This window comes from Corynebacterium sp. HMSC035E02 (genome assembly GCF_001836065.1).
GTDB classification, from domain to species: Bacteria; Actinomycetota; Actinomycetes; order Mycobacteriales; family Mycobacteriaceae; genus Corynebacterium; species Corynebacterium hiratae.
The window spans coordinates 1-20,379 of the sequence record NZ_KV827337.1 but is presented as its reverse complement, the minus strand read 5'-3'; the positions used below and the strand labels follow the sequence as shown (position 1 = coordinate 20,379).

General features: G+C 57.1%; 19 protein-coding genes. 4 read left to right on the top strand and 15 right to left on the bottom strand.

Annotated elements, in window-relative coordinates:
- Positions 1-345 (bottom strand): hypothetical protein (locus HMPREF2635_RS13400; protein WP_070821389.1); only part of this gene is annotated, 345 nt, incomplete at its 3' end.
- A 415-nt stretch (positions 346-760) separates the two neighbouring features.
- On the opposite strand from HMPREF2635_RS13400, the gene HMPREF2635_RS05280 reads away from it, so the two are divergent.
- Positions 761-2,341, top strand: coding sequence for a peptide ABC transporter substrate-binding protein (locus HMPREF2635_RS05280; protein ID WP_070821387.1), 1,581 nt, complete (start codon positions 761-763; stop codon positions 2,339-2,341).
- Positions 2,342-2,422: 81 nt separating this feature from the next.
- Here HMPREF2635_RS05280 and HMPREF2635_RS05275 read toward each other — a convergent pair whose 3' ends face one another.
- The 5 genes from HMPREF2635_RS05275 to HMPREF2635_RS05255 all read right to left on the bottom strand — a co-directional run bounded on the left by HMPREF2635_RS05275 (position 2,423) and on the right by HMPREF2635_RS05255 (position 6,837).
- Positions 2,423-3,025 (bottom strand): hypothetical protein, encoded by a 603-nt coding sequence (locus HMPREF2635_RS05275; RefSeq protein WP_070821386.1) that lies wholly within the window; start codon positions 3,023-3,025, stop codon positions 2,423-2,425.
- A gap of 179 nt (positions 3,026-3,204) precedes the next feature.
- Positions 3,205-4,107 (bottom strand): hypothetical protein, encoded by a 903-nt coding sequence (locus HMPREF2635_RS05270; RefSeq protein ID WP_070680358.1) that lies wholly within the window; start codon positions 4,105-4,107, stop codon positions 3,205-3,207.
- A gap of 290 nt (positions 4,108-4,397) precedes the next feature.
- The gene (locus tag HMPREF2635_RS05265; protein ID WP_070517191.1) at positions 4,398-5,255 is read right to left on the bottom strand and encodes a sortase family protein; all 858 of its coding nucleotides are present in this window, start codon (positions 5,253-5,255) and stop codon (positions 4,398-4,400) included.
- Between the two features lie 40 nt (positions 5,256-5,295).
- Complete coding sequence (locus HMPREF2635_RS05260) at positions 5,296-6,249, bottom strand: DUF2891 family protein (protein ID WP_070517193.1); 954 nt, start codon at positions 6,247-6,249, stop codon at positions 5,296-5,298.
- Between the two features lie 60 nt (positions 6,250-6,309).
- Entirely contained in the window at positions 6,310-6,837 is a 528-nt protein-coding gene (locus HMPREF2635_RS05255) for a hypothetical protein (RefSeq protein WP_070517195.1), read from the bottom strand.
- A 316-nt stretch (positions 6,838-7,153) separates the two neighbouring features.
- Between HMPREF2635_RS05255 and HMPREF2635_RS05250 the strand changes: the two genes are divergently transcribed.
- Positions 7,154-7,996, top strand: coding sequence for a RelA/SpoT domain-containing protein (locus tag HMPREF2635_RS05250; protein WP_070517197.1), 843 nt, complete (start codon positions 7,154-7,156; stop codon positions 7,994-7,996).
- A gap of 1 nt (position 7,997) precedes the next feature.
- A complete protein-coding gene (locus tag HMPREF2635_RS05245; RefSeq protein ID WP_070517199.1) occupies positions 7,998-8,228 on the top strand; it encodes a hypothetical protein in 231 nt (76 codons plus the stop codon).
- Positions 8,229-8,262: 34 nt separating this feature from the next.
- Here the strand turns inward: HMPREF2635_RS05245 and HMPREF2635_RS05240 are convergent, their stop codons facing one another.
- The 7 genes from HMPREF2635_RS05240 to HMPREF2635_RS05210 all read right to left on the bottom strand — a co-directional run bounded on the left by HMPREF2635_RS05240 (position 8,263) and on the right by HMPREF2635_RS05210 (position 15,403).
- Positions 8,263-8,610: a DUF2200 domain-containing protein gene (locus HMPREF2635_RS05240; RefSeq protein ID WP_070517200.1), complete on the bottom strand. Its 348-nt coding sequence runs from the start codon at positions 8,608-8,610 to the stop codon at positions 8,263-8,265.
- 29 nt (positions 8,611-8,639) lie between these two features.
- A complete protein-coding gene (locus HMPREF2635_RS05235) occupies positions 8,640-9,893 on the bottom strand; it encodes an ATP-binding protein (RefSeq protein ID WP_070517202.1) in 1,254 nt (417 codons plus the stop codon).
- A 244-nt stretch (positions 9,894-10,137) separates the two neighbouring features.
- A complete protein-coding gene (locus HMPREF2635_RS05230; protein ID WP_070669714.1) occupies positions 10,138-10,719 on the bottom strand; it encodes a hypothetical protein in 582 nt (193 codons plus the stop codon).
- 3 nt (positions 10,720-10,722) lie between these two features.
- On the bottom strand, positions 10,723-11,295 hold the full coding sequence (locus HMPREF2635_RS05225; RefSeq protein ID WP_070821385.1) for a hypothetical protein: 573 nt from the start codon (positions 11,293-11,295) through the stop codon (positions 10,723-10,725).
- Between the two features lie 36 nt (positions 11,296-11,331).
- Positions 11,332-12,606: a hypothetical protein gene (locus HMPREF2635_RS05220; RefSeq protein WP_070517212.1), complete on the bottom strand. Its 1,275-nt coding sequence runs from the start codon at positions 12,604-12,606 to the stop codon at positions 11,332-11,334.
- A 222-nt stretch (positions 12,607-12,828) separates the two neighbouring features.
- Complete coding sequence (locus HMPREF2635_RS05215) at positions 12,829-14,145, bottom strand: amino acid permease (protein ID WP_070821384.1); 1,317 nt, start codon at positions 14,143-14,145, stop codon at positions 12,829-12,831.
- 10 nt (positions 14,146-14,155) lie between these two features.
- Positions 14,156-15,403, bottom strand: a complete 1,248-nt coding sequence (locus HMPREF2635_RS05210) for an arginine deiminase (protein WP_070821383.1) — start codon at positions 15,401-15,403, stop codon at positions 14,156-14,158.
- A gap of 707 nt (positions 15,404-16,110) precedes the next feature.
- Here HMPREF2635_RS05210 and HMPREF2635_RS05205 point away from each other — a divergent pair.
- Complete coding sequence (locus tag HMPREF2635_RS05205; protein ID WP_070821382.1) at positions 16,111-16,572, top strand: ASCH domain-containing protein; 462 nt, start codon at positions 16,111-16,113, stop codon at positions 16,570-16,572.
- A 90-nt stretch (positions 16,573-16,662) separates the two neighbouring features.
- Here HMPREF2635_RS05205 and HMPREF2635_RS05200 read toward each other — a convergent pair whose 3' ends face one another.
- Both HMPREF2635_RS05200 and HMPREF2635_RS05195 read right to left on the bottom strand, forming a co-directional pair.
- On the bottom strand, positions 16,663-17,682 hold the full coding sequence (locus HMPREF2635_RS05200) for a 5-methylcytosine restriction system specificity protein McrC (RefSeq protein ID WP_168167653.1): 1,020 nt from the start codon (positions 17,680-17,682) through the stop codon (positions 16,663-16,665).
- 40 nt (positions 17,683-17,722) lie between these two features.
- Positions 17,723-20,323: an AAA family ATPase gene (locus HMPREF2635_RS05195; RefSeq protein ID WP_070821380.1), complete on the bottom strand. Its 2,601-nt coding sequence runs from the start codon at positions 20,321-20,323 to the stop codon at positions 17,723-17,725.
- Between the last annotated feature and the right edge of the window lie 56 nt (positions 20,324-20,379).

Sequence of the window (20,379 nt, the reverse complement as noted above, 5' to 3'; positions counted from 1 at the left end):
GGGCTTCTTGCCGTCACCAGGGTTCGTGCCGTCCTCCGGCTTCTTGCCGTCACCAGGGTTGTTCTCGCCCTCGCCCGGGGTGGGCTGACCCTCACCTGGGGTGTTCTCGTCCTCGCCCGGGGCCGAATTCTCCTCGTTGTCCTTGCCCGGGTTGGCCTCGTCGTCACCGCCGGTCTCGCCGTCGCCGGCCTCGCCGCCACCGTTCTCGGTGTCAGTGGTGGCGGTGTTGGTGACGTCGTCGGGGTTCATGGTGGTGTTCTCCTCCGCGTTGGCGGCGGTGGCGCCAGCCAGTGCGAGGGAGCTCGCCAGGGCGGCAGCGGTGAGGTTGCGGGAAATGCGCTTCATATTATTTCTCCTGGGAATAGATCGGGGACGTCTTATGAAAGTGAAAAGCCGTCATCAGGCGATGTTCGTTATCGCTTACTGAATTCGACCTCCCACATGCTAACGAAGGTCGGAAAGGGATTGGTCAAGCTGTGAAAGGTTTTATGGGTACTCAACGACAGCTGCCAAGGGCTTATCAGCGCGCAATAATGTTTGCTGGCGCGGTTATGGTGCTACAAAAACGCGAAAAAGACTGTATGGCGGTGGTGCGGTCGGGGAGAAAGCGTGGGGTAGGAGCCGAGGATGTTGACAGGCGTTACACAGGGGATCTGCGCAAGGTTCTGGCGGCGGAGAGTTCGTTTATGTAGTGAGGCACGACATATCGTCGTATCGTTATGGGAGAGTTCACACACGCGATACCTCTTAAGGAGAACTCATGCAATGGACAAAAGTCGGCGCGGGCCTCGCCGCTGTCGTCGCCGCAGCTGGCCTGACCGCATGCGGAGGAGATGGATCCGGTGATGCGGCGGATGTTGATTTCATCAGTACCAACTCCACCGAACCCCAAAAGCCGCTCATCCCTGCAGATACCAGCGATGTGCCGGGTGCAACGCTCATCGACCTCATCTACTCGGGACTTGTGTACTTCGATGAGGACGGTGAGGTGCACAACGACCAAGCAGAGAGCATCGAGAAGACCGATGACGTGACGTACAAGGTCACGCTCAAAGAAGACGCGGTGTTCTCCGATGGCTCCCCGGTGCGTGCCCAGGACTATGTCGATACGTGGAACAACGCCGTAAAGAACAGCATGCTCTCTGCCTATTTCTTCGAACCCATCAAGGGCTATAAAGAAGGAGCAGCGAGCATGGAGGGGCTCAAGGTTGTCGATGAGAAGACGTTCACCATTGAGCTCGATGAACCTACGGCGGACTTTGAGACGCGTTTGGGCTATTCCGTTTTCTTCCCCATGCACGAATCCGCCTTTGATGACATCGACGCCTACGGCCAAAACCCAGTGGGAAGTGGCCCTTATAAGCTGCAGGAATGGAACCATAACCAGAATGCGATCCTCGTTCCCAACGAGAAGTATGAAGGTGACCGCAAGGCGCAGAACGATGGCCTGAACTTCGTCTTCTATGCCGATGCCAGCGCAGCATATGCGGATCTACTCTCGGGAAATCTGGATGTCTTGGACTCGGTTCCGTCCTCGGCCATGGCTAATTTTGAAACGGACCTCGGCGAACGTGCAGTCAATGAGCCTGCTGCCATCTTCCAGTCCATCACTATTCCCGCAGGGGATGAGAACTTTAGCGGGGAGGCGGGGGCGTTGCGTCGACAAGCACTGTCCATGGCCATTGACCGCGACGAGATTACCCAGACCATTTTCCAAGGGACGAACACTCCAGCGGTGGACTTCACATCGCCTGTGCTTAACGACGGCGCCACGGACATCCCCGGCAACGACGTCCTGACCTATAACCCGGACAAGGCTCGTGAGCTGTGGGCCAAGGCGGAAGAGATGAAGCCGTTTGAGGGGCCGTTTACCGTGGCGTATAACTCTGATGGCAGCCACAAGGAGTGGGTCGATGCCGTCGTGAATTTTATCCGGAACACCCTTGATATCGATGCACAGCCAGCGCCGTATCCGGATTTCAAATCGCTGCGTGATGAGGTGACAAACAAGACGATCGAAGGCGCGTTCCGCACCGGCTGGCAGTCGGTGTATCCGTCGCCGTCGAGCTTCTTGGAGCCGCTCTATGCCACGGGCGCTGCGACTAACGACGCCGACTATTCCAACCCCGAGTTTGATTCGCTTCTGAAGAAGGCTGCTGCGGCATCCAACGACCAGGAGAGTGTTGAGCGGGTCAATGATGCCCAAGCAGTACTTATGCAGGACCTTCCGGCAATCCCGCTGTGGTACACCAACTCCACCGGTGGCTACTCCGAGCGCGTCGACAACGTGATCTTTACGTGGAAATCGAAGCCGCTGTACTACAAGGTGACGTTGAAGTAGAACGCCATACGTCCTGTTACGCGAAAAGCGCTCCTCAACGATTTGTGCTGAGGAGCGCTTTGTCGTGAGCGTTCGGAGCTACTAGAAAGGCAGCTTGATGCCCAGGGACTTTGCCACGCTCGGAGCGACAGCGGCGATAGCGCCCACAACGCCGAGGACAGCAGCGACGATGGCAGCGATGCCAAGATCGGTCGGCTCGCCGTCCTTGGAGCTGAGGGCTTCATCGAAGGAGCTGGACTCGTTGGTGCCGGTCGGCGCCTGCGAAGGGTCATCCGCTGGCTCCACGGGCTTCTCCGTCGGGGTGGTCGGCGTTGTCGTCGTGGACGTCGTCGAGCTCGGCGGGTTCTTGGCCAGGGATTCCTGGATTTCAGCGGCTGCGGTGTCCTGCTTGCCACAGGCAGCGACGTCGTCCTTGGCAATCGCCATGACCTCGGCGCGGTTCAGGGTCAATTCTTCATTGTCAGTGGCGCGCCAGAGTCCGAATTCCTCCTGCTTGAAGGTGTGCTCGGTGTCCTCGATGGTGGTGGTGAACTCTTCGGCTGGGGCCCAGCAGAAGTTGATTTCGGTAGCCGAGGTGTTGGTGGCGTTTGCGGTGGACTCGTCGGCGGTAGCGATGGTCGAGCCAATAACACACAGAGAGCCCGCCAGAGCGGTGGTGGCGAGAGCGAGTGAAGCCTTCTTCATGGGATTCTCCTAGAAATAGAGCGAAGGAAAGTGAAAGATAGAAAACCCTTGGTGTGCAGGGGCTATTCAACTATATTAACGCTACCTCAAGCGCTAAGCGCAAAACCGCGAGAACCGCGTTCCTCCATGCTCTTAAAAGTAAGGCCTGGAGGCACGCGGGGAACGCGGCGCAGGGACTCTTAGATAAAGAACTTGCGGCGGGCGGCGAAAGCGCCAGCTGCAATCATGGCTGCGATGGCCAGTGCGGCGAGGCCACGAGCAACGGTGTTGGAACCGGTCTCAGCGGAGATACCGCGCGACTGTACCTGGGACTTCTCGGCGGTGCTTTCGGCAACCTGACCACCCTGGGCGATGACCTCGTCCTTGTTTTCCTTGAGCATCTGCTCGGAAGCGGCCTTCTCCTCGGCACTCGGGGCGTCGTTCTGGGCTGCCTCCTGGGACTTCACGTAGGTCTTGCCATCCTTGGCCAGGTACCAGGTCACGCCACCGATGACGAGGGCGGCCGGCAGAGCCAGCCATGCCAGCTGCTTGGCGTCGAAATCGGAATCCTCGGCGGAACCGGCCGGGGGCTGGGAGCCGCCCGTCGGATCGGTCTCTCCAGAAGGAGGAGTAACAGGCTTGTCCTTGTCCTCACCGGCCCCCGGATTCTCGTTGCCGGTCTCGGGCTTCTCGCCGCCAGCCTCCGGCTTCTCCGGGTCATTCTTAGGAGCATCGCTGCCGTTGTCGATCGGGTAGTCAACCTGGGACGGGCCGGCCGGCGCCGGGTCTGGGTTGGCCGGTGCAGGGGCGTTGTCCTGAGAGTCCTCATCAACCGGGGCTGCTGGATCCTCGGCGGGGTTGTCGGCGGGGGCTTGCTTTTCCTGCAGGCGCTCCCATGCAGCTTGTGCCTGTTCTGCGGTGAGGGAGACGGAGCCCAGTGGATTGGTGCTCTTGTAGGTGCCGTCAGCCTGGCGCTGGTAGGTAGTGCCATCGAGTTCGAACTCAGCCGGCGCCGGAATCTGTGCAGAGGCAACGGCGGTGCCGCCCAGTGCGAGGGAGCCAGCCAGTGCGGCTGCGGTCAGAGTGCGGTGGATGCGCTTCATGTGTGTCTCCTAGTGGGTTTGTGAGAGGTAGTTCATCAGGCCAGAACCACAATAGTCACAATTTTCACATCAGTCACAGGGGTTACAATGTGGTAATCCGCAACTTTCGGGATGGAAGTCCCGCCACGCATGCCGAGTGTTCGATCGCTACGGGGTATCGTGCTGGGGGTTAAAGCGGCTGGTCATTGCCTAAGAGTCGTGGCTAATGTGGTCCTGCTGGTTGTGCGAATGTTCGACAATGACCTGCGTAAACAGGCATCCCCCCGTTATTGGGTAAAAACAGGCGGAGCCTAGTTCTGGGGCGCAGTCTCAGGTGCGGTTGTTACGCCCTCAAACTGCCAGCCCACCACCGCGTTGCGTACTGCAGAAGCCAGTGGGTTGGCCGGCTGAATGCAGCTGATGGTCAGCAGGCGGCCCGGTTTGGCATCGGCGCCCCAGATACTCTCGTCCTGCTCAAGGCCTTCCTTTGAAGGATCGTGCAGATCCGTGGCTATATACACCAGCCACTGCTCGCCGGAGTTCTGCGTGCGCAGATACAGCTTGTCGCCCACCGCGGCCTTGTGCTCATCGGCGCGGCCGTCGTAGAGGTTATTGAATACCGCCGGCACACCCGCGCCCGTGTGTCCAGCAATGACCACGATGTCCGGCGAGTCCGTACCAGGAAGCGTGTAAGGCTTATCGTCCGCGGTATAGGTGCAGGCCTTATTCATGGAGTCCGGGTTGATCTTATTGTCCTTAACCCTGCAGGAGCCCTCCTCGAATTTTGCGCGCACATCAATCGCTGGGATGTACATCTCCACCGCGGGGGAGGGCTCGATGACGGTAGCAGGCTCCGTTGCTACTTCTGTGGGCTGCGGTGCGGGTGTGTCTGGTTCCTGATTGAGCTTGAGCGCGGCGATAATGCCGACCAGCACCACCGCCACAATGGCTACGAGGCGGAGGCCACGGCTGTCGCTGGGCTTGCGATGGCGCGCTGTGACCTGGTTTGACCGGCGTCGTGGGCGGTTGGGCTGCTGCTTGGCGACGGCCCCCGCGCGGCCGTATGAGGAGCGGCTTCGGCGGCGGGCGCGTTCTGCGCGGAGATCGATGCGGATTCCCTCTTCCGGCAGACGGTAGTTATCGCGCCGCGCCGAGTAGCGAGAATCCATGGTGTGCTCCTGAGGGATAGATGATTAGAAAAATACAGTACTACCCGACGGCAAGCTGATAGCGCAGCGCATAGGTGATAAGCCAGTGGGTGGACATGAAGTGGCCGTCGACAAGCTGCGGCCGCGCGCTGGCCACCAAGGCTTCGGCGCGCGGCAGGGCCGAGGCGTCGAAATGCTCGGCGAGCTCAACAATCATCCACGCCCTTGTGAGTGCCAGGCCGTAGAGATGGGCTAAGCGGCCATCGGTCGGGTCGAGTACTTCTGGGATATCGGTAAGGAAATCCAGTGCTTCGGCGCGGTGGGGGAGGAAACCGTCGAACCACTGCGGGAAGTCCGGGAGAACGCGCGACATGAGCAGAGCCTCAGATAATCCGTTAGAGAGGAAATCGTGCCCGGACAGCTCCCACTCGAGTGGGTAGGCGCGGTCATCGCCGAAAAGGCGAACCGCAGCCTTGCGCACCGAATCCGCCAGCGAATCCTGCCCGATCTTCTCCGCGGCCTCGAGGATGAGGAAAAGGTTGAAGGCGGTATTGGAGTGCATGCCGTGGAGTACTGGTTGGTTGAGTGAACCGAGCCAGTCGTGGCAGTGCTGCGCGGTGAGCTCGACGAGCTTGTCCATCGATTCGCTGGGACGGATGGAGGCTAGTTGCAACAGCCAAGCGCGCCCGTAGGGCATCTCATACCCGGGGTGTTCGACAAGGTAGTTGTATTCGATGGTGAGGGCTTGGGGGCTGAGGCGATCGTCGAGGAGCGTGGCAAGACTGGTGGGAGACTTGGGCCCGAGCATGGTATCCAACAGCGCCCCGGAATACTGCATGTGGACGCTGGAATGCCAGTCGAAACAGCCGTAGAAACTGGGGTGCAGCTCGCGTGGGCGCACGGTGCAATCATCAGCTGAGCTGCTCGTGTGGTGCATTGCGGCGGGAAATTCGCGCTCGAGGGCGTCCACAATTGTCTCCGCCCAGGTTTTGGCCCAATTCTCTAGCGTGGTCATGCGTCAAGTATGACAGAGACCCCGGACATCTATCACGACCTGCAGTTTCGTGGTTGTGTGCTACAGGGAAAGTGCAGCCTTCAACTGCGGGAGGAAAAACTCTGCTGCTTTAGCAAGCCCAGCCACCGCCGCGGTGACGAGAGCAACGACGCCACCGGCTGCGAGCAGGGAGAGGCGCTTTTCTTTCGCGTCAATCTGTTCAAGTTCGTGCTCATGCTCGTCGCGCAGCGCGTCTTTGACGTTGATATCCATGTTGAACTCGCCCCATGCCTGGGAGGCGGACCGATATTCCTCTTCGGCTGCTTTTATCTCTTCCGCTGAAGCGCCGGAGTTCTTTAGCTCTTCCAGCTTGAGGCGGGCGTCTTCAGCGTTCTGCCACATCTCTTTAGCCCGGGCTTCATCTTCTTCAGATGGCTTGTACTCTTCGGCCCCGTCTGCCTTGCTGCTAAATGCGCTGAAGCAGTCTTCGCGCAAGCACCGAGAGGATTCCACGTTGAGCTCCTGTGCCGTCGCAGTAGGAACCGCTACGAGGCCTGCGGCGATGACTGTTGCCATTCCAAGGCCGGACCGGCGATGCCACGAATTCATAGAAGTCTCCTTCAATAGGGAAAGTAGGGAAGCGGCTTTACTGTATCGCGGGACGCGTCCGAGCGCTGAAAAATGGGAGGGTTCTGTTGGTCAACAAGCCATTCTTTCCTGACTGTATAGCCAGAATTCGGCTGGTAATTTTCGAGGCAGTCGAACAAAGGATCGATTGTGTGAGTTATTGTCTTAGCTTCTTTCTAATGTGTAAAGCAGACATTTGAAGCGTTGGGGAATCGGTTCATTGTGGGGCGCAAGGGTGTCCACAGCATAGGATGCAGTTCACAGAAGAGGACTGCTGCACAACTCACGAGGGGGAGCCATGAGGTTCTTAGAACAAAAGCCGACAACTTTTAGTAAAGGGCAGATACATCGAATAGGCAGTGCGCTGCGCGCTGGGAAAGAGATCGATGAGGGGCTATACCGGCTCATATTGGTTCAACAGTCTGCCTTATGCGACCATCTTGAGTCCTTGGCCGTATCAGCATTGAGTAAATCGGGTGTGCCACTGGAGCGTTCGACAAATGCCGTTGTGGAGCCGGATTCGAATCGTTTCTTCGTAGGATCGAGGGTTAAGACCCGGCCAGTGCTTGTTGAGAAACTAAGGAGAATGCCGAGCTTTCCGCTGGAGAGCATCCACGATTTTTCGGGAGTGCGAATGGACTTTGATGTCTCGCTTTCGGAGCAAACAAGAGTCGCTGAAATACTTGCCCAAGACCTTGAAGAGCAAGGCGCTGCTCGCGTCAAAATTCAGGATATGAGAGAAAAGCCGCACTCTGGGTATCGGGCGATCCATCTGCACATTTATTCTCCGGCAGGCCGTGCCGAGTTCCAACTACGCACAGCACTCCAATCACGATGGGCCAACCTCTACGAACTGGCTGGTGACTTATACGGTCGGGGCATTCGATACTTGGAGTTTGGTGAGCAAGTACCGCGGCAATTCAATACCCAGGTCCGCTCACTCCATGAGCTTTCAGACGTTGTGTACAAAGTGGAGAGGTATTTCGATGCGCTTTCCCCTCCGTTTGCCGAGCATATCCTCGAAACAGTAGGGCTGCGTGAAGCCCGTTTATTGCGGCAAAAGACTTCTACGATGTTGGATAGATTCATTAGTCGGCTCGACAAGAGATGGGCAGACAATGGGTCGGAAAGGAGCGAATAGCATGCCGGCTTTTCTCATCAAGTATCACCGCCCGACGGGTGCATTGAATGTTACCGAGTTTGGAACCTTGACTGAGGCAACTCTTGCCCGTCATGACCTTGATCAAATCAACGATGACCCCGATGTTGAACTCGTTGCTATTGGTGCTACGAACTTGGAATCCGTCCGGCACACGCATGCGCGTTACTTCTTCCGTGAGAAAACCGCGCCGCCGTACCCTTTTGTGGCTTAAGTCCGGCGGCTCTGAATAGCGCTGCGAGAAGAGATTAGCTGCGCAGGATCTTCTCCATGGCCTTGCCTTTGGCGAGCTCGTCAACGAGCTTGTCCATGTATCGAATGTTTTGTATCAGCGGGTCCTCGATGTCCTGCACCTTGTATCCGCAAACGCTCCCGGTGATAAGTGAGCGGGACGGGTTGAGATGTGGTGCCTGTTCGAAGAATTCCTCGAGGGTGACCTTCTCCTCTCGCGCCCGCTCTAAGCCCTCAACTGAATAGCCAGTGAGCCAGGAGATAACTTCGTGGAGCTCGTTGACAGTCCTGCCTTTGCGCTCTACTTTGTTGACGTAGTGCGGGTAGATGTCGGCGAAGGGCACGGAAAAGATGCGGTGGGACATAGGGGCGCAGTATATCCATTGTTGCTGGTTTAGCCGTGCCACAGCGTGGAAATGGGCATTGCCCATAGGTTCTTGCCCATTGGTAGGACGTCTTTGCCCGTATACAGGACGATTCCTGCGCGGAAGGAAGCGCCTGCAACCTGCTGAAGATAGCGCAGGCCGGCAAAGTCTTTCGGCTGGATCGACATCGCAGCTTTGACTTCGATGCCAACGATGTCCCGGGATCGCGATTCCAATACGAGGTCCACTTCTTTGCCAGTGGACGTACGAAAGTGGAAGAGGCGATAGTCAATCGAAGACCAGGCCTTCTGCTTCAAGAGCTCGTTGGCGACGAAAGCTTCACAGATACCTCCAGTGATCGTGCTGGAGATATTCATCTCCAAAGCCTCTGGATCGAGTCCTGCAAGGCTTGTAGCAAGTGCGGTATCCGAAAGAAAGACCTTGGGCTTAGAAATTGCCCGCTTCTCTAGATTGGTTCCCCAAGACGGCAACTGGTTGAGCAAGAATACGTCACTCAATGCAGTCACATAGGTAGGGACCGAGCGTTGAGGAATATCGAGCGCGCGCCCAATGTGTGCAGCTACAAGCTCCGCAGTTCCTTGTGCCGCCAACTTGTTGAGAAGATTGCTCAAGCGGTCGGGGAATTGAATGCCGTAGAGCTCGGCAGCATCCTTCGACAGTACTCGTTCAATGTAGGCGTCGAACCAGCGGTGCTGTCGCCGCCGGCTAGCATCTCTAAGCCCTGGGAAACTCGGTGTGCAGAAGAGCTGAAAGTAGTCACTCCGGGAAGGAGTAAACGTGGGATTCAGCCCTGAATCCCCTAATGACCACACCCGTCCGGCAAAGTCATCGTAGATGCCCAAGCGTTCACCCACGCTAAGGCCGTGAAGGCGGATTGTTTCTGCACGGCCAGCGAGCGACTCTTCAGCTCCTGTGAGACTGAGGAGATTCGACGACCCGGTGAGGATAAAGCGTCCTGGTCGTCGATCTTCTTCGAGTGCGCCTTTGACTGCGCGAAAGAGCTCGGGCGCGCGTTGAATTTCATCAATTGCTAGTGTCCCCTCGGGGATCTGCCTGACAAACCCGTCTGGGTCCTCTTGTGCAGATGCCAGCGAAGCGCTCTCATCAAGATTAAAGAACCTATGCTCTTTATCTTCGAGCAATTGATGAACGAGGGTGCTCTTTCCTACCTGGCGTGCGCCAGAAATGGTCAGCACAGGCGTATCCGACAGGATTTCCTCCGCCAGATCTTGTGCGTTTCTATGTAGAAAAGAATCAGTCATGACAGTCAATCTACCTGCGATGTTGCGGTTCTGCAAGGCTCTCGTTGCCGTTTTGCAAAGAACTCATTGCCATTCTGCAATTCCCGCGTTGCCGTTCTGCAAGGGGGCCGTTGCCGTTCTGCAATGCTTGCGTTGCCGTTCGATCACGCTATGAAACGCTGAAAAGAGGGCACCCCTCAGCCGTCGTAAAGCAGCGCGAGGGGTGCCCTCTGTGGCGGGGCCTGGGGGAGGTGAGCTAGTTCAGTTAGTTCCAGACGGGGGCGTCGCCAAGCTGCAGCTCGGAGTAGCGCGCCTCCGGAACCGTGGCGGAGTAGGGCTTGCCCACGGGCTCCCATTCTTGGTCGGAGTTGCAGCGCACGTCCTGGCCGTCCGTGTCGAGCATGGTGAAGCCCCACACCAGCTTGCCCTGGGAGTTGGCCGGCAGCTCATAGGGGCCGACCTCTTGGTTGAGCTTCCAGTGCTGCTCGTTGACGTAGGTGAAACCGTAGGTCTGGGTCAGCACCTTGGCCAGCTCGCCCACGCCCTTGATGGAGCCAGAAACTTCGATGGTCTGCGTGCGGGCCTGAGTCACGGTGTGGCTGACCGGTACGGGTTCATCGTTGCGGTTGGCCACGCTCGTGGCGTCGGTTTGCTTAAACCAGCGGCGAGTAGCGGTGACGTAGGTGCCGTTCTCACCGGGCGTAGAGCAGTGCGTGCCCGGCTTGTGTTCCTCGTTCCAGCGCTGGGGCAGCTCGAAGTCCCCGCCAAAGTCTGCGGCGTGGGCAACGGGAGCGACCGCTAGCAGGCTCAGTGCGGCAAAGGTGCTCGCGATGGACTTCTTCAGCACGCCTTAGCCCCAATCGTTGTTATCGCGCGTGGAGACCTCAATGTGGCGCTCCTTCGGCAGGGTAGCGGTGAAGGTCTCGCCGTTAGGCTGCCAGGTGTTATCGGAACCGCAGATGGTCTTCTGACCCTCAAAGTCGGAGACAACCCAGCCGGCACGCAGCACGGCGGTCTTACCCGGGGCGATGTTGTACGGGCCGACCTGTTCGCCGACCTCGTAGGACTGGGAGTCGGTGTAGCTGGAGGAGAAGGTGAAGTTGATCAGATCCAGCAGCTTGAAGTCCACGCCGGCGGAAACGTTCCAGGTCTTGGTCTTGGTTTCCTTGATGGAGCGGGTCACCGGCAGCGGCTCATCGTTGTAGTTGGAGATGGTCCAGGAGCCAGCGGAGCCGTCGAAGTAGGTGCGCTTGATCTCTACTGTCTGGCCGGTATCACCCGGGTTGGTGCAGTGCTCACCAATGGTGGTCGGGTTAGCCGGGCCCAGGTCACGTGCCGGAAGAGCGTTGGCGGCTGGGGTAGCGATCAGGCCGCAGGCGATGGCCACGGCGGCGGTGGTGGAAGCAATCTTGGTCTTGAACATGTGGGTGTACTCCTTGGATGAAAAGTAGGGAAGTGCTTAGTAGATGGTTTGGGTCGGAACAGGAAGGTTGCGGTACTCCTCCGGGGTGACGTCCTCGGTGCGAGTGGAGCCGTCCTTGCCCGTGATGGTGGCCTCCGCCCAGAAGCCGCTGGGAGCGGTGGTTTGCTTGTAGTTGGAGGTCAGGCTGTATTTTCCGTCCTTGCCGCAGTGGATTTCGCGGTAGTTGATGCGGGTCATGGTGGTGCCGTACTCCACGCGCACGCGCTCACCAGGGGCCAGGTCGATGTGCTGCAGCTCGGTTCCCACCGGCATGTAGGCGCGCTTGACCGCGCCGACGGATTCCAGCCAGCCCTTCGGAATATCGCCGCGGTTGCCCTGCCAGTTGGTGTAGGGGGCGTGCTCCGCGCCGACGACGAAGTCAGTAACCGGTGCATACTCATAGTCACCCTTGGACCAGTTGAGGAAGTCCGTGGAGTAGCCCGGCTTGCGGAAGGTCGGCGCCACCGCGGTGATATCCAGCGGGTACCAGGAGCTATCGCGGCCCTCGCAGGTCTCGCCCTCCTTGGGCCAGGAGGGATCGCGCTGCAGTTCCTCGGAAGGCTGCATGATTTCATCCTTCTTCGGATCCGCAATCTTTTCCAGACTGGGGCCAGATACGGAGGTGTAGTTGCCCTCGATGGGCTTGGAGTTCGCGCCCGGGGAGCGGGAAGGGATCTCCATGGCCAGGTCCGAAACGGAGCCGTCCGCCTTGATGATGTAGGCAAAGGCATAGCGCTCGGCCGGGCCCTTGCCGCGGATGACGTTGGCACCCGGCATGTTCTCTAGGCGGTCGTCGTTACAACCGACGAACATAGAGATGAAGTCCTTTTCCATCACGCCGTATTCCACGCGGAAGGACTCGCCCGGCTTGAGCGTGATAGGGCCGAAGGTTTCCTTCTCCTGCCAGCCGTTGCTTAGCTTCAATCCGATATCGGACTTGGCCGTGGTGTCCCACCCGGAAGGCATCGTGGCCTTGGAGTTGGCTTCAATCTTGTGGTTGGTGCCCGTTTCTACCGAAGCGGTATAGGGCACTTCTTGGTCAGTGGTGTTCTTGAACTGCAGGGTACCGTCGCTCAAGTAACGGCGGCCGGTTTCGGCAAAGTGCCACTCGGGTGTGGCGTTGTCTTCGCCTGCTGCGCTGCAGCTCTTGTAGAGGTTAGTAATGGGGTAGGCCTGTGGCATGGGCGGAATGTCGGCCGCCTGTGCCGCAGGGGTAATGCAGGCCGCGGCTGCCGCCAGCGGTGCAAGCGCACGCAGTCCCTTAATAAGCACCTGTGTACCGTCCTTATATTTTGTTAAAGAGTAAGGAAAGATTCATAAAATCTGGGTACATCTTAGGAGGCGCTGGGTAGTCCGGCAATAGGTTTGTGCGGGCCTTCAAGGAAAAGTTAGGGGTGTAAAGTAACTTCCTTCCAGCCTTTTGACCTTTCGTTCACAAACTTGTGATTACCCAATATGGAGGGTAGTCGCACGCCGGGGAGGCGGCTTTTGTTCTTAGAACAGGTCCCAGATGGTAATGCCCAAAATGACTGAACCCAGGGCAAAGACAAAGTAATTCCATGGGTCATTCCGGAATTTCTTGTACTCCTTGACCTTGTGAAACATGTACACCGGCAGCAAGAAGATGAGAATTGCATCAAACACGCCGCCCACCAGGTAGATGAGATTGAGAATCGGCGGATTAAACACGGAGACCGCAGTGCCGGTGATGAAAATGAAGACGTAGACAATGGTTAGCAATGTACGTCGGTTGACCCGGTTTGCTGTACGCGGAGCCAGCAGGCCAACCATGTAGGCGGTACCTTCTTCTGCGCCGAGCATTGTTCCAAAGTAGGAGGTCACGATGGCGAAGATGACAATTAATGGGGCCAACACGGCCAGCGCGTGAACTCCGGTGACATTGGCAAAGTAGGACAACACCGGAATGTTTTGCTCGGAAGCCTCCCGCATACCGTCAGCTCCCAGCGCCAAAACGCATGACCAGACAAAGAACATGGTGAAGATGACCAGCAGCGCGGCCGTGTAGAGCTCAATGCGCGAGACTTGCTTTTCGGTGTTCTTGCCGTAAGTGGATTGCATATCCACTGACATTTGCGATAGCGCCGCCATGTGGGAGAAGGAGAAAGCCAGTACGGGGAGAATAAGAACGGCGCCGAGCAAGATATATGGCCAGCTTCCGTCTTTGTAGTCCACGTCCAGGAAGGAATGAAAATCCCACTGGGGGATGAGGTAGATCGACGTTGCCGCAAGCGAAATGATGAGCGGATAAACCAGAATTTGTGCCAACCAGAGCATAGGTTTGCGCCCGATAGCGAAAATGCCGGTGAGAGTGCCCACGCACAGCACTGAAAGAACCCAGCGGTTGATGGAAGGTCCATGGAGCTGGTTAACAATGAAGCTGTCGATGGCATTTGTTACGGAGATGGCATAGATGAATACCGTGGGGATGTTGGCCAGGGAGTACATCAACGCCACGAACAAACCTGTGTTGCGTCCAAGGTACTTGCGCACCAGTTCCAAGATGTCCAGCCCGTAGTCCTGGGTGGGTGCACCGGCGACAATGCGGGCATAAGTGCGGTGGGAGAAATACACCAAAGGGAAAATGATCACCGTGGCGAAGGCGAGCGGCCAGAAGCCAAAGGCTCCTGCCTGTAGCGGCAGGAAGAGGATTCCGGCACCCATCGCGGTGCCAAAAAGCGCAAGAACCCAACTCAGCGCCGTGCCTTCGGACTTCGGTGGTGTGCTCGCAGACTGTGTGGAATCCCCCGGGTCGGTGGTCTGTGCAGTGGTGTCGGCTTTGGACGAAGTCATAAAATACTTTCTAGTAATCGACGGCCTCGCGGACAATTGGGCAGGTCATACAGTGCCCGCCTCCTCGGCCGCGCCCCAGCTCTGCCGAGCCGATCTCCACTACCTCAATGCCGGCAGCCCGCAGCTTCTTGTTGGTGTGTTTGTTGCGGTCATAGGCCACCACCACGCCAGGTTCAATGGCCACGACGTTGTTGGCATCATCCCACTGCTCACGCGCGGCGGTATAAACGTCCCCGCCGGTTTCAATGACCTCGAAGCGTCCAATACCGAGCGCGGTGGCAACGACATCGAGGAAGGAGTCGGTGGGCAGTTCGACGTCGAAAGGCGCCGTGCTTGTGGAGGGATGCAACACGATGGGCCGGATGGTGTCCACAACCTTGGGGTAGGCAGTGACCTTATCGGCATCCAGGAAGGTGAGCACGGTGTCCAAGTGCATCGAGGCGCGGTCAGCGGCCATGGCGGCGATGATGATCTTCTCCGCCGCACCTTCCTCGAAGAGCCGCATGGCCAGCTGGCTCACGCCCTGCCACGTGGTGCGCTCGCCCATGCCGACCAGCACGATGCCCTTACCAATCGGCATGATGTCTCCGCCCTCCAGAGCCGCCAGCCCCGGCTCTTCATCGGTATTGCCGTACCAGAATTGGAAATCTGCCTGCGCAAACCGCGGGTGATAGTTGTAGATAGCCCGGGTCAGCAGCGTTTCCTGGTGGCGTGCCGGCATGCGCATGGGGTTGAGGGAGACCCCACCATAAATCCACGCCGAGTTATCGCGCGCGTACTGCGTGTTGGGCAGAGGGCGCAGCGCAAAAGCGGACGGCCCGTAGACCTCACGCATGGCGTCGATGGTTCCGTGGCCTAAGCCCTTCGGGATTTCGGCGAAGGGCAGCCCGCCGATGAGAAGCTCGGCCAGGCGTGCCGTGGGCATCTCGTTGAACCAGTGGCGCAGCTCGCCACCGATGCCCGCGCCGACGTTCTTATCCAGCAGCTTGTAGTCGAGGATGAAATCCCGCCCGCCTGGGGTATCCAGGGTCTCTTCTAAAAGCTTGTGCATCTCCAGCACCTCGACGCCGTAGCCGCGCAGCTGGGCGACGAACTCCGCATGGTGTTTCTTGGCTTCGTCGACCCAGAGGACGTCGTCGAAAAGCAGCTCGGCGCAATTGTTGGGAGTAAGCCTTTCGTGCGCGAGCCCCGGCGCACACACCATTACTTGGTGAAGCTTGCCGACCTCGGACCAGACGCCCAATGGGGGAGTTGCCATCTGAGTGAACCTTTCTTTGCGTGCGGTGCACCGTGTTAGTCACGTGGTAGTGAGAGGTGGCACCGCAAGAGGTGATTGTGAACTAGGTGACAATTCTAATATAAGTTTGAACTTTTTCAAGCTCCCGCCAGTGAGGAAAAGACCACGTAGACGCAGGTTTTGCGGCTGTGTGCATACTATTATCCGCGTTTATTCACACGGTCCTGGCGTGCGCATGGTGCGGTTTCACGCCACGCTTGCCGACGTCCATCCCTTTACCACTGCGGCAACACCGACGCCGAAGGTCATCGTGCCCCGACCGGAAGTCGGATGAATAAATGCGGAGGGAATGAAAACTCTGCGCGAATAGTAGAAAGGGGAGATTTTCTCATGCCCTCCCACGACCCGTTGCATGAATCCAACCAAAGAGCTTTTGAAGTCTTGTGAAGTTTATGAATTTTGTGAATTCTTTGAAGTTTATGAAGAGCTGTGAAGTTTGAAAGAGGGGGCCGCGCCGCTAGGCAATGGGAAGTGGCGGCGCGGCCCCGGAGTGATAGGGAAGAAGGGTGGAGTCCCAGCCTTCCGTGTAGGGGCATCGTTGACATTACGACTGGGGCTGGACATCGCTGCGAATTATTCGAACGCGCGGATCGAACGTCCAGTCGGGCGAAACGGCAAGCTAGCACGTGCTTGGTTAACAGCATTCATGAGCCACGTACTGTAAACGCATGACTCAGGATGCTTTGAAACCTATATCGCAACTGCCTCGCGGCGAGTTCGCCTTTCCCAGCCCGCTTCGCGACGCCCTCGTCACCGCCATCCTGGACGGCACCAAAACCACTACGTCATCCTTGCTGGTTGAGCACCCGCGCGGCCGCAACCCGCGCGAGGATGTGGGCACCCTAGAGGCCGTCCTCGACTCACACGACAACGTGGTGTGCGTCATCCGCACCACCGAGGTTTACGTGTGCCGGCTTGCGGACGTCAGCGACGAGCACGCCATCGCCGAGGGCGAGGGCTACGCCGATGCCAGTGAATGGCGCGCCGGGCACGAGCAGTTCTGGCGTTCACCCGAGTTCGTTGAGTACATCGGAGAGCTAGATATCAACGATGACACTCAGGTGGTGTGCCAGCGTTTCACCATTGATGGGCGGTATCCGGTTAAGGCATTGGAGCCGTGGAGCTCTTGAGGGAATAGTGGAGATTTACTGCTAAGGACACGAGTCAAGCAGTGCGGAGGTTGTCTTGAGCCGAAACCGCGATGTGTAGCTATCCGCAAATCAAGAAAGATTGATCGAGCGCAGTACCGATTCTCGAAAAGCTCGTGGTGTTGAATCGAGCGACACGCTACGAAAGGAGATGCGGTGTCCATCGAGATTGAAGTCAACGTCGCTTTCGCTAGCTGCGGTTGCATAAAGCATCATTCCAGAGGCATGCGTCCATTCCTCACCACGGTGTTCTTGACTGCGCAAGTAGGCATATAGCTGATACATGTGCTCGTTCTTGAGTGTGAGCGCGTCTGTGAATCGAGAGGTAGCAAAGAGATCGGTGAACTTGGCGTCCACAATAACTAGCTTTCCCTCTGGTGACCGGAGCATGATGTCCGTCAGCATTCCTGGAATAAAAGGTGAAGAACTGTCGGTGTTCCAGGCAAGGCGCTCTGCACCAGAGACGCGCCACCCTAAAGGGGAAAGATGATAGCGAAAAACACCGAGTAGAGCGCGTTCAAATAGAGCACGCAACTGCGGCTGAGTCATTTCGGCTCGAGCAAAAGCGTGCCCCGTCTTGCCTTTGGCAGGAATTGCAAAATCGAGGAGTAGTTGTGCGATATCGAGCACGCTTTGGTCTGCGGGGAGTAGACGCGCGGGAAGTTGAGGAGTGGTTGTTGGTAGAGAGACACCTGCAGCGGCGAGGCGTGAGGCGAGTCGCCGACAGCGCTGGGCGAGCTCGGGCGAGCTCTGGGCGTGCATAAGAACGAACCCTGTTTCGAGTGCTGTGCGTAGAAACTGATTGACCGGACTATCGGTAGTCAGTTCATTGAATCGGCAGGCTACGAGCCCCTTTTCCAAAAGATGTTCGCGGGCTGTTTTCAGCGTATCGATGCGGCCTCGCACGCGTGCTAGGGTGCGTTCCCCAATGGTGAAACCGCGGGTGAGATCGTGGCGCAAGCGCTTTTCGACGCTGTCACACAACATTTCTACCGCAAGTTCTGCAAGTTCAGTGTCGTGTTTATCCACGTCGCCATCGACAATGCTGCCGTGAGTGTAGGCATGTGAGGCATAAAGCTGCAGCAACCACACGCTCCGAATTGGAACGTGTGTCTCCTCATTCCGAATTTCTTTAGCGAAGGACATGGAGAGCGTTTTCCAGCGCAGAACCGTTGTCGAACCAGTACTCGGTCAAAAGAGGCTTAAGCTCCGATTCAATGACGTTGTCGAACCATGACATCGTGGTGGCGTAAGAACTGTCCTTGAGTTCGCGCAGCGGAGTGACAAAACTATGCCCAATCTCGTACGCAGGGCCCAACGTGAAATCATCGGAGATGAGTTCGTTGACAGTGTTGAGACGCTGGGCAATATCGACCAGAGCCGAATCGTCGCATTTGCGATGCTCTATACAGAAGCGACGCCACGCAGCATTGAGTTGAGGGCGCAACGTGATGAAGGCAAAGCGGCGGCGCAGTGCCATGTCGAGCATGGCCAAAGAGCGATCCGCTTGGTTCATTGTGCCGATGATGTAGAGGTTCTTAGGTAAGAAGATCGTCTCTCCGTCGGGCGAGTACAGCGTGGTTAGCGCATTTTCTGGGTTGCGCTTGTCTGCTTCAAGGAGCGTGAGCATGTCACCGAAAATCTGGGCTGGGTTTCCCCGGTTGATCTCTTCGATGACGACCACATGTGGTGTTGTTTCATCCTCGTTGGCTTTGTCTACTGCTTTGAGGAGCGGGCCTTTAGCAAGTGTGAGCTTGCCGTCTCCACTGGGGCGGAAACCTTGGATGAAGTCTTCATATGACATCGAAGGGTGGAACTGAACCGCAGTAGTGGATTCATCGGAATCTGTACCGCACAGGATGTGCGCTAGCTGACGAGCGACCCACGTCTTGCCGGTACCAGGAGGACCTTGAAGAATGAGATTCTTTTTCTCACGTAGCCGATTCATCATGAGTTCAATTTCTTCGCGGGGGATGAAACAGCCCAGCTCAAGAAGATCATCGATGGTGAAACGTTCATCCTCGTCAGGTTCTTCCGCGGCGGTAATGGATTCTCCGGCTTCGGCAGCATTGGCAAAATCCCATGCTTCATAGGACAGTGCATAGAGCGTCGCCGGTTCTATCTCGGAATCCGCGATATAGGCCCGGACCTCATCAATAAAGTCAAGATATTCCTGTCCATTCGTGACAGTGGTTGAAGGGTTGCGTCCGAGCGCAGCTGTGCTTCCAAGGAACCGGCTGTTAACTGAATCCAAGGACAGGAAAACATCTGGAGACGCCATGAAAAGGACCATGGTATATCGGACCATGCCTCTGCTTGCTGTTGCGTTATCGAATGATGACGTGAAGGCAGCCACATTTTCAGCTGAAGGCTGCGAGGAGTAGGCAAGTGCGGCATCAAGAAGTTTCCAGATTCCGTCATAATACCTTCTGTTCCCCACGTCTTCGGGCTTTGCTTCAAAACGTGAGTTGGGGTTATTAATGCGAGGAAGTCCGGAGAAATCCTGCGGAACCGGTGCTTGGAGGTTAAAGGTCTCTTTTATGGCGGAGCATAGAGCGATACGGTTTGGATCGGAGATCTGTCGGGCTAACGTGCCGAGCACCGTGAAGGGATCGATGTCGTTTGCTTCCTCAGCTCCTTGTTCGGTGTACCAGGTCCATAGGTGTTTGAAAAGGGAAGGCCTGTGCGACAGGTTTGCGGCATCTCGCAGTGCGGATAGCAGAGGTCCTCGATCCCCCGAGTAATCGAGGAGCTTGCGTGCGAACTCACCAAAGAAAGGAACCCAGTCGAATGAGGGGGCTTCGCTGTGCTCATCCGAAGAAAGTGCGTCAGGGTCCCCAAGGCCGGCGATCACTGAGTTCAACCTTTCGAAAGCATTGTTGCGCTTGATTTTTAGCAGTGTTTGAAGAGCTCCGAGTGAGTACTTCAGGTCTTCACCAAGGTCGTCTCGGTAAAAATAGTCGGAAGCCCACTCAATAGGCCTGACATGCCGGAACTCCACGGGTGCTTCTGGGCGATATTCATACGGGCCAGATACGTAGCCGTAGTAGATCCGGTTTCTTTCATGCTTACTGGGCATGAGAACGAGATCGCCCATTTGCATTTCGCTCTTAAACCGGTTGAGCTGCCCGGCAAGGTTGCTAATAGTTCCAGCTTTCATTTCAGGATGCTCGGTACGCATTGCCGATTTAATATCCGCTAGTGTCGGTGCGGAATTCGTCAGTGGACCGTAGTCCATGCCGGGAAGCCCTTGATTGCGTTCTAACGCGGCGTGCTCTCGCTCGCCAGCTCGGCCTGTTCTAAGAACCCAGGCAAAGTCCGCGTCCCGACCTGTATCTGAGGATTCATCTTTTTCATCATCCGCGCTTGATGTCTGTTTGGATTTGATGGCCTCATTAGCTCGGCTGCGAGTATGTGCAATTTCTTCTCTACTCAGTGGGTAAGGGTGTGTTTCCACCCATCGAGATCCTTCTTCAGTGATCCTAAAGACGCCGTGACTTATGGTCGTGATGAATCCCAAGTGGCGACCGTTAAAAATCGCCCATCGTGTTCGGTCTTCGGTAACCGATCGGTGCTTAAGCTGGCGTTGCGCCTGGTCAGGAAAATCCTTTTCAGCCAGAGCCTGAACAACTGGGACCAGCTCGCTAGTCGTGGAAGGGCCCCGTGAGTTGAGCGCTTCAAGAACTACGGGAAGAACAGTCGTCCAGTTAAACGGGCTGAGAGGCAGAGACATCGTCACCTAGGTTTGTTACCTAGGTTTGTTATGTCCATGGACTTTTTGGACACGGA

Excerpts from the sequence above, each read along its gene's own strand:
- HMPREF2635_RS05280 (WP_070821387.1), top strand. The coding sequence starts at position 761 with ATGCAATGGACAAAAGTCGGCGCGGGCCTCGCCGCTGTCGTCGCCGCA.
- HMPREF2635_RS05275 (WP_070821386.1), bottom strand. The coding sequence starts at position 3,025 with ATGAAGAAGGCTTCACTCGCTCTCGCCACCACCGCTCTGGCGGGCTCT.
- HMPREF2635_RS05270 (WP_070680358.1), bottom strand. The coding sequence starts at position 4,107 with ATGAAGCGCATCCACCGCACTCTGACCGCAGCCGCACTGGCTGGCTCC.
- HMPREF2635_RS05265 (WP_070517191.1), bottom strand. The coding sequence starts at position 5,255 with ATGGATTCTCGCTACTCGGCGCGGCGCGATAACTACCGTCTGCCGGAA.
- HMPREF2635_RS05260 (WP_070517193.1), bottom strand. The coding sequence starts at position 6,249 with ATGACCACGCTAGAGAATTGGGCCAAAACCTGGGCGGAGACAATTGTG.
- HMPREF2635_RS05255 (WP_070517195.1), bottom strand. The coding sequence starts at position 6,837 with ATGAATTCGTGGCATCGCCGGTCCGGCCTTGGAATGGCAACAGTCATC.
- HMPREF2635_RS05250 (WP_070517197.1), top strand. The coding sequence starts at position 7,154 with ATGAGGTTCTTAGAACAAAAGCCGACAACTTTTAGTAAAGGGCAGATA.
- HMPREF2635_RS05245 (WP_070517199.1), top strand. The coding sequence starts at position 7,998 with ATGCCGGCTTTTCTCATCAAGTATCACCGCCCGACGGGTGCATTGAAT.
- HMPREF2635_RS05240 (WP_070517200.1), bottom strand. The coding sequence starts at position 8,610 with ATGTCCCACCGCATCTTTTCCGTGCCCTTCGCCGACATCTACCCGCAC.
- HMPREF2635_RS05235 (WP_070517202.1), bottom strand. The coding sequence starts at position 9,893 with ATGACTGATTCTTTTCTACATAGAAACGCACAAGATCTGGCGGAGGAA.
- HMPREF2635_RS05225 (WP_070821385.1), bottom strand. The coding sequence starts at position 11,295 with ATGTTCAAGACCAAGATTGCTTCCACCACCGCCGCCGTGGCCATCGCC.
- HMPREF2635_RS05215 (WP_070821384.1), bottom strand. The coding sequence starts at position 14,145 with ATGACTTCGTCCAAAGCCGACACCACTGCACAGACCACCGACCCGGGG.
- HMPREF2635_RS05210 (WP_070821383.1), bottom strand. The coding sequence starts at position 15,403 with ATGGCAACTCCCCCATTGGGCGTCTGGTCCGAGGTCGGCAAGCTTCAC.
- HMPREF2635_RS05205 (WP_070821382.1), top strand. The coding sequence starts at position 16,111 with ATGACTCAGGATGCTTTGAAACCTATATCGCAACTGCCTCGCGGCGAG.
- HMPREF2635_RS05195 (WP_070821380.1), bottom strand. The coding sequence starts at position 20,323 with ATGTCTCTGCCTCTCAGCCCGTTTAACTGGACGACTGTTCTTCCCGTA.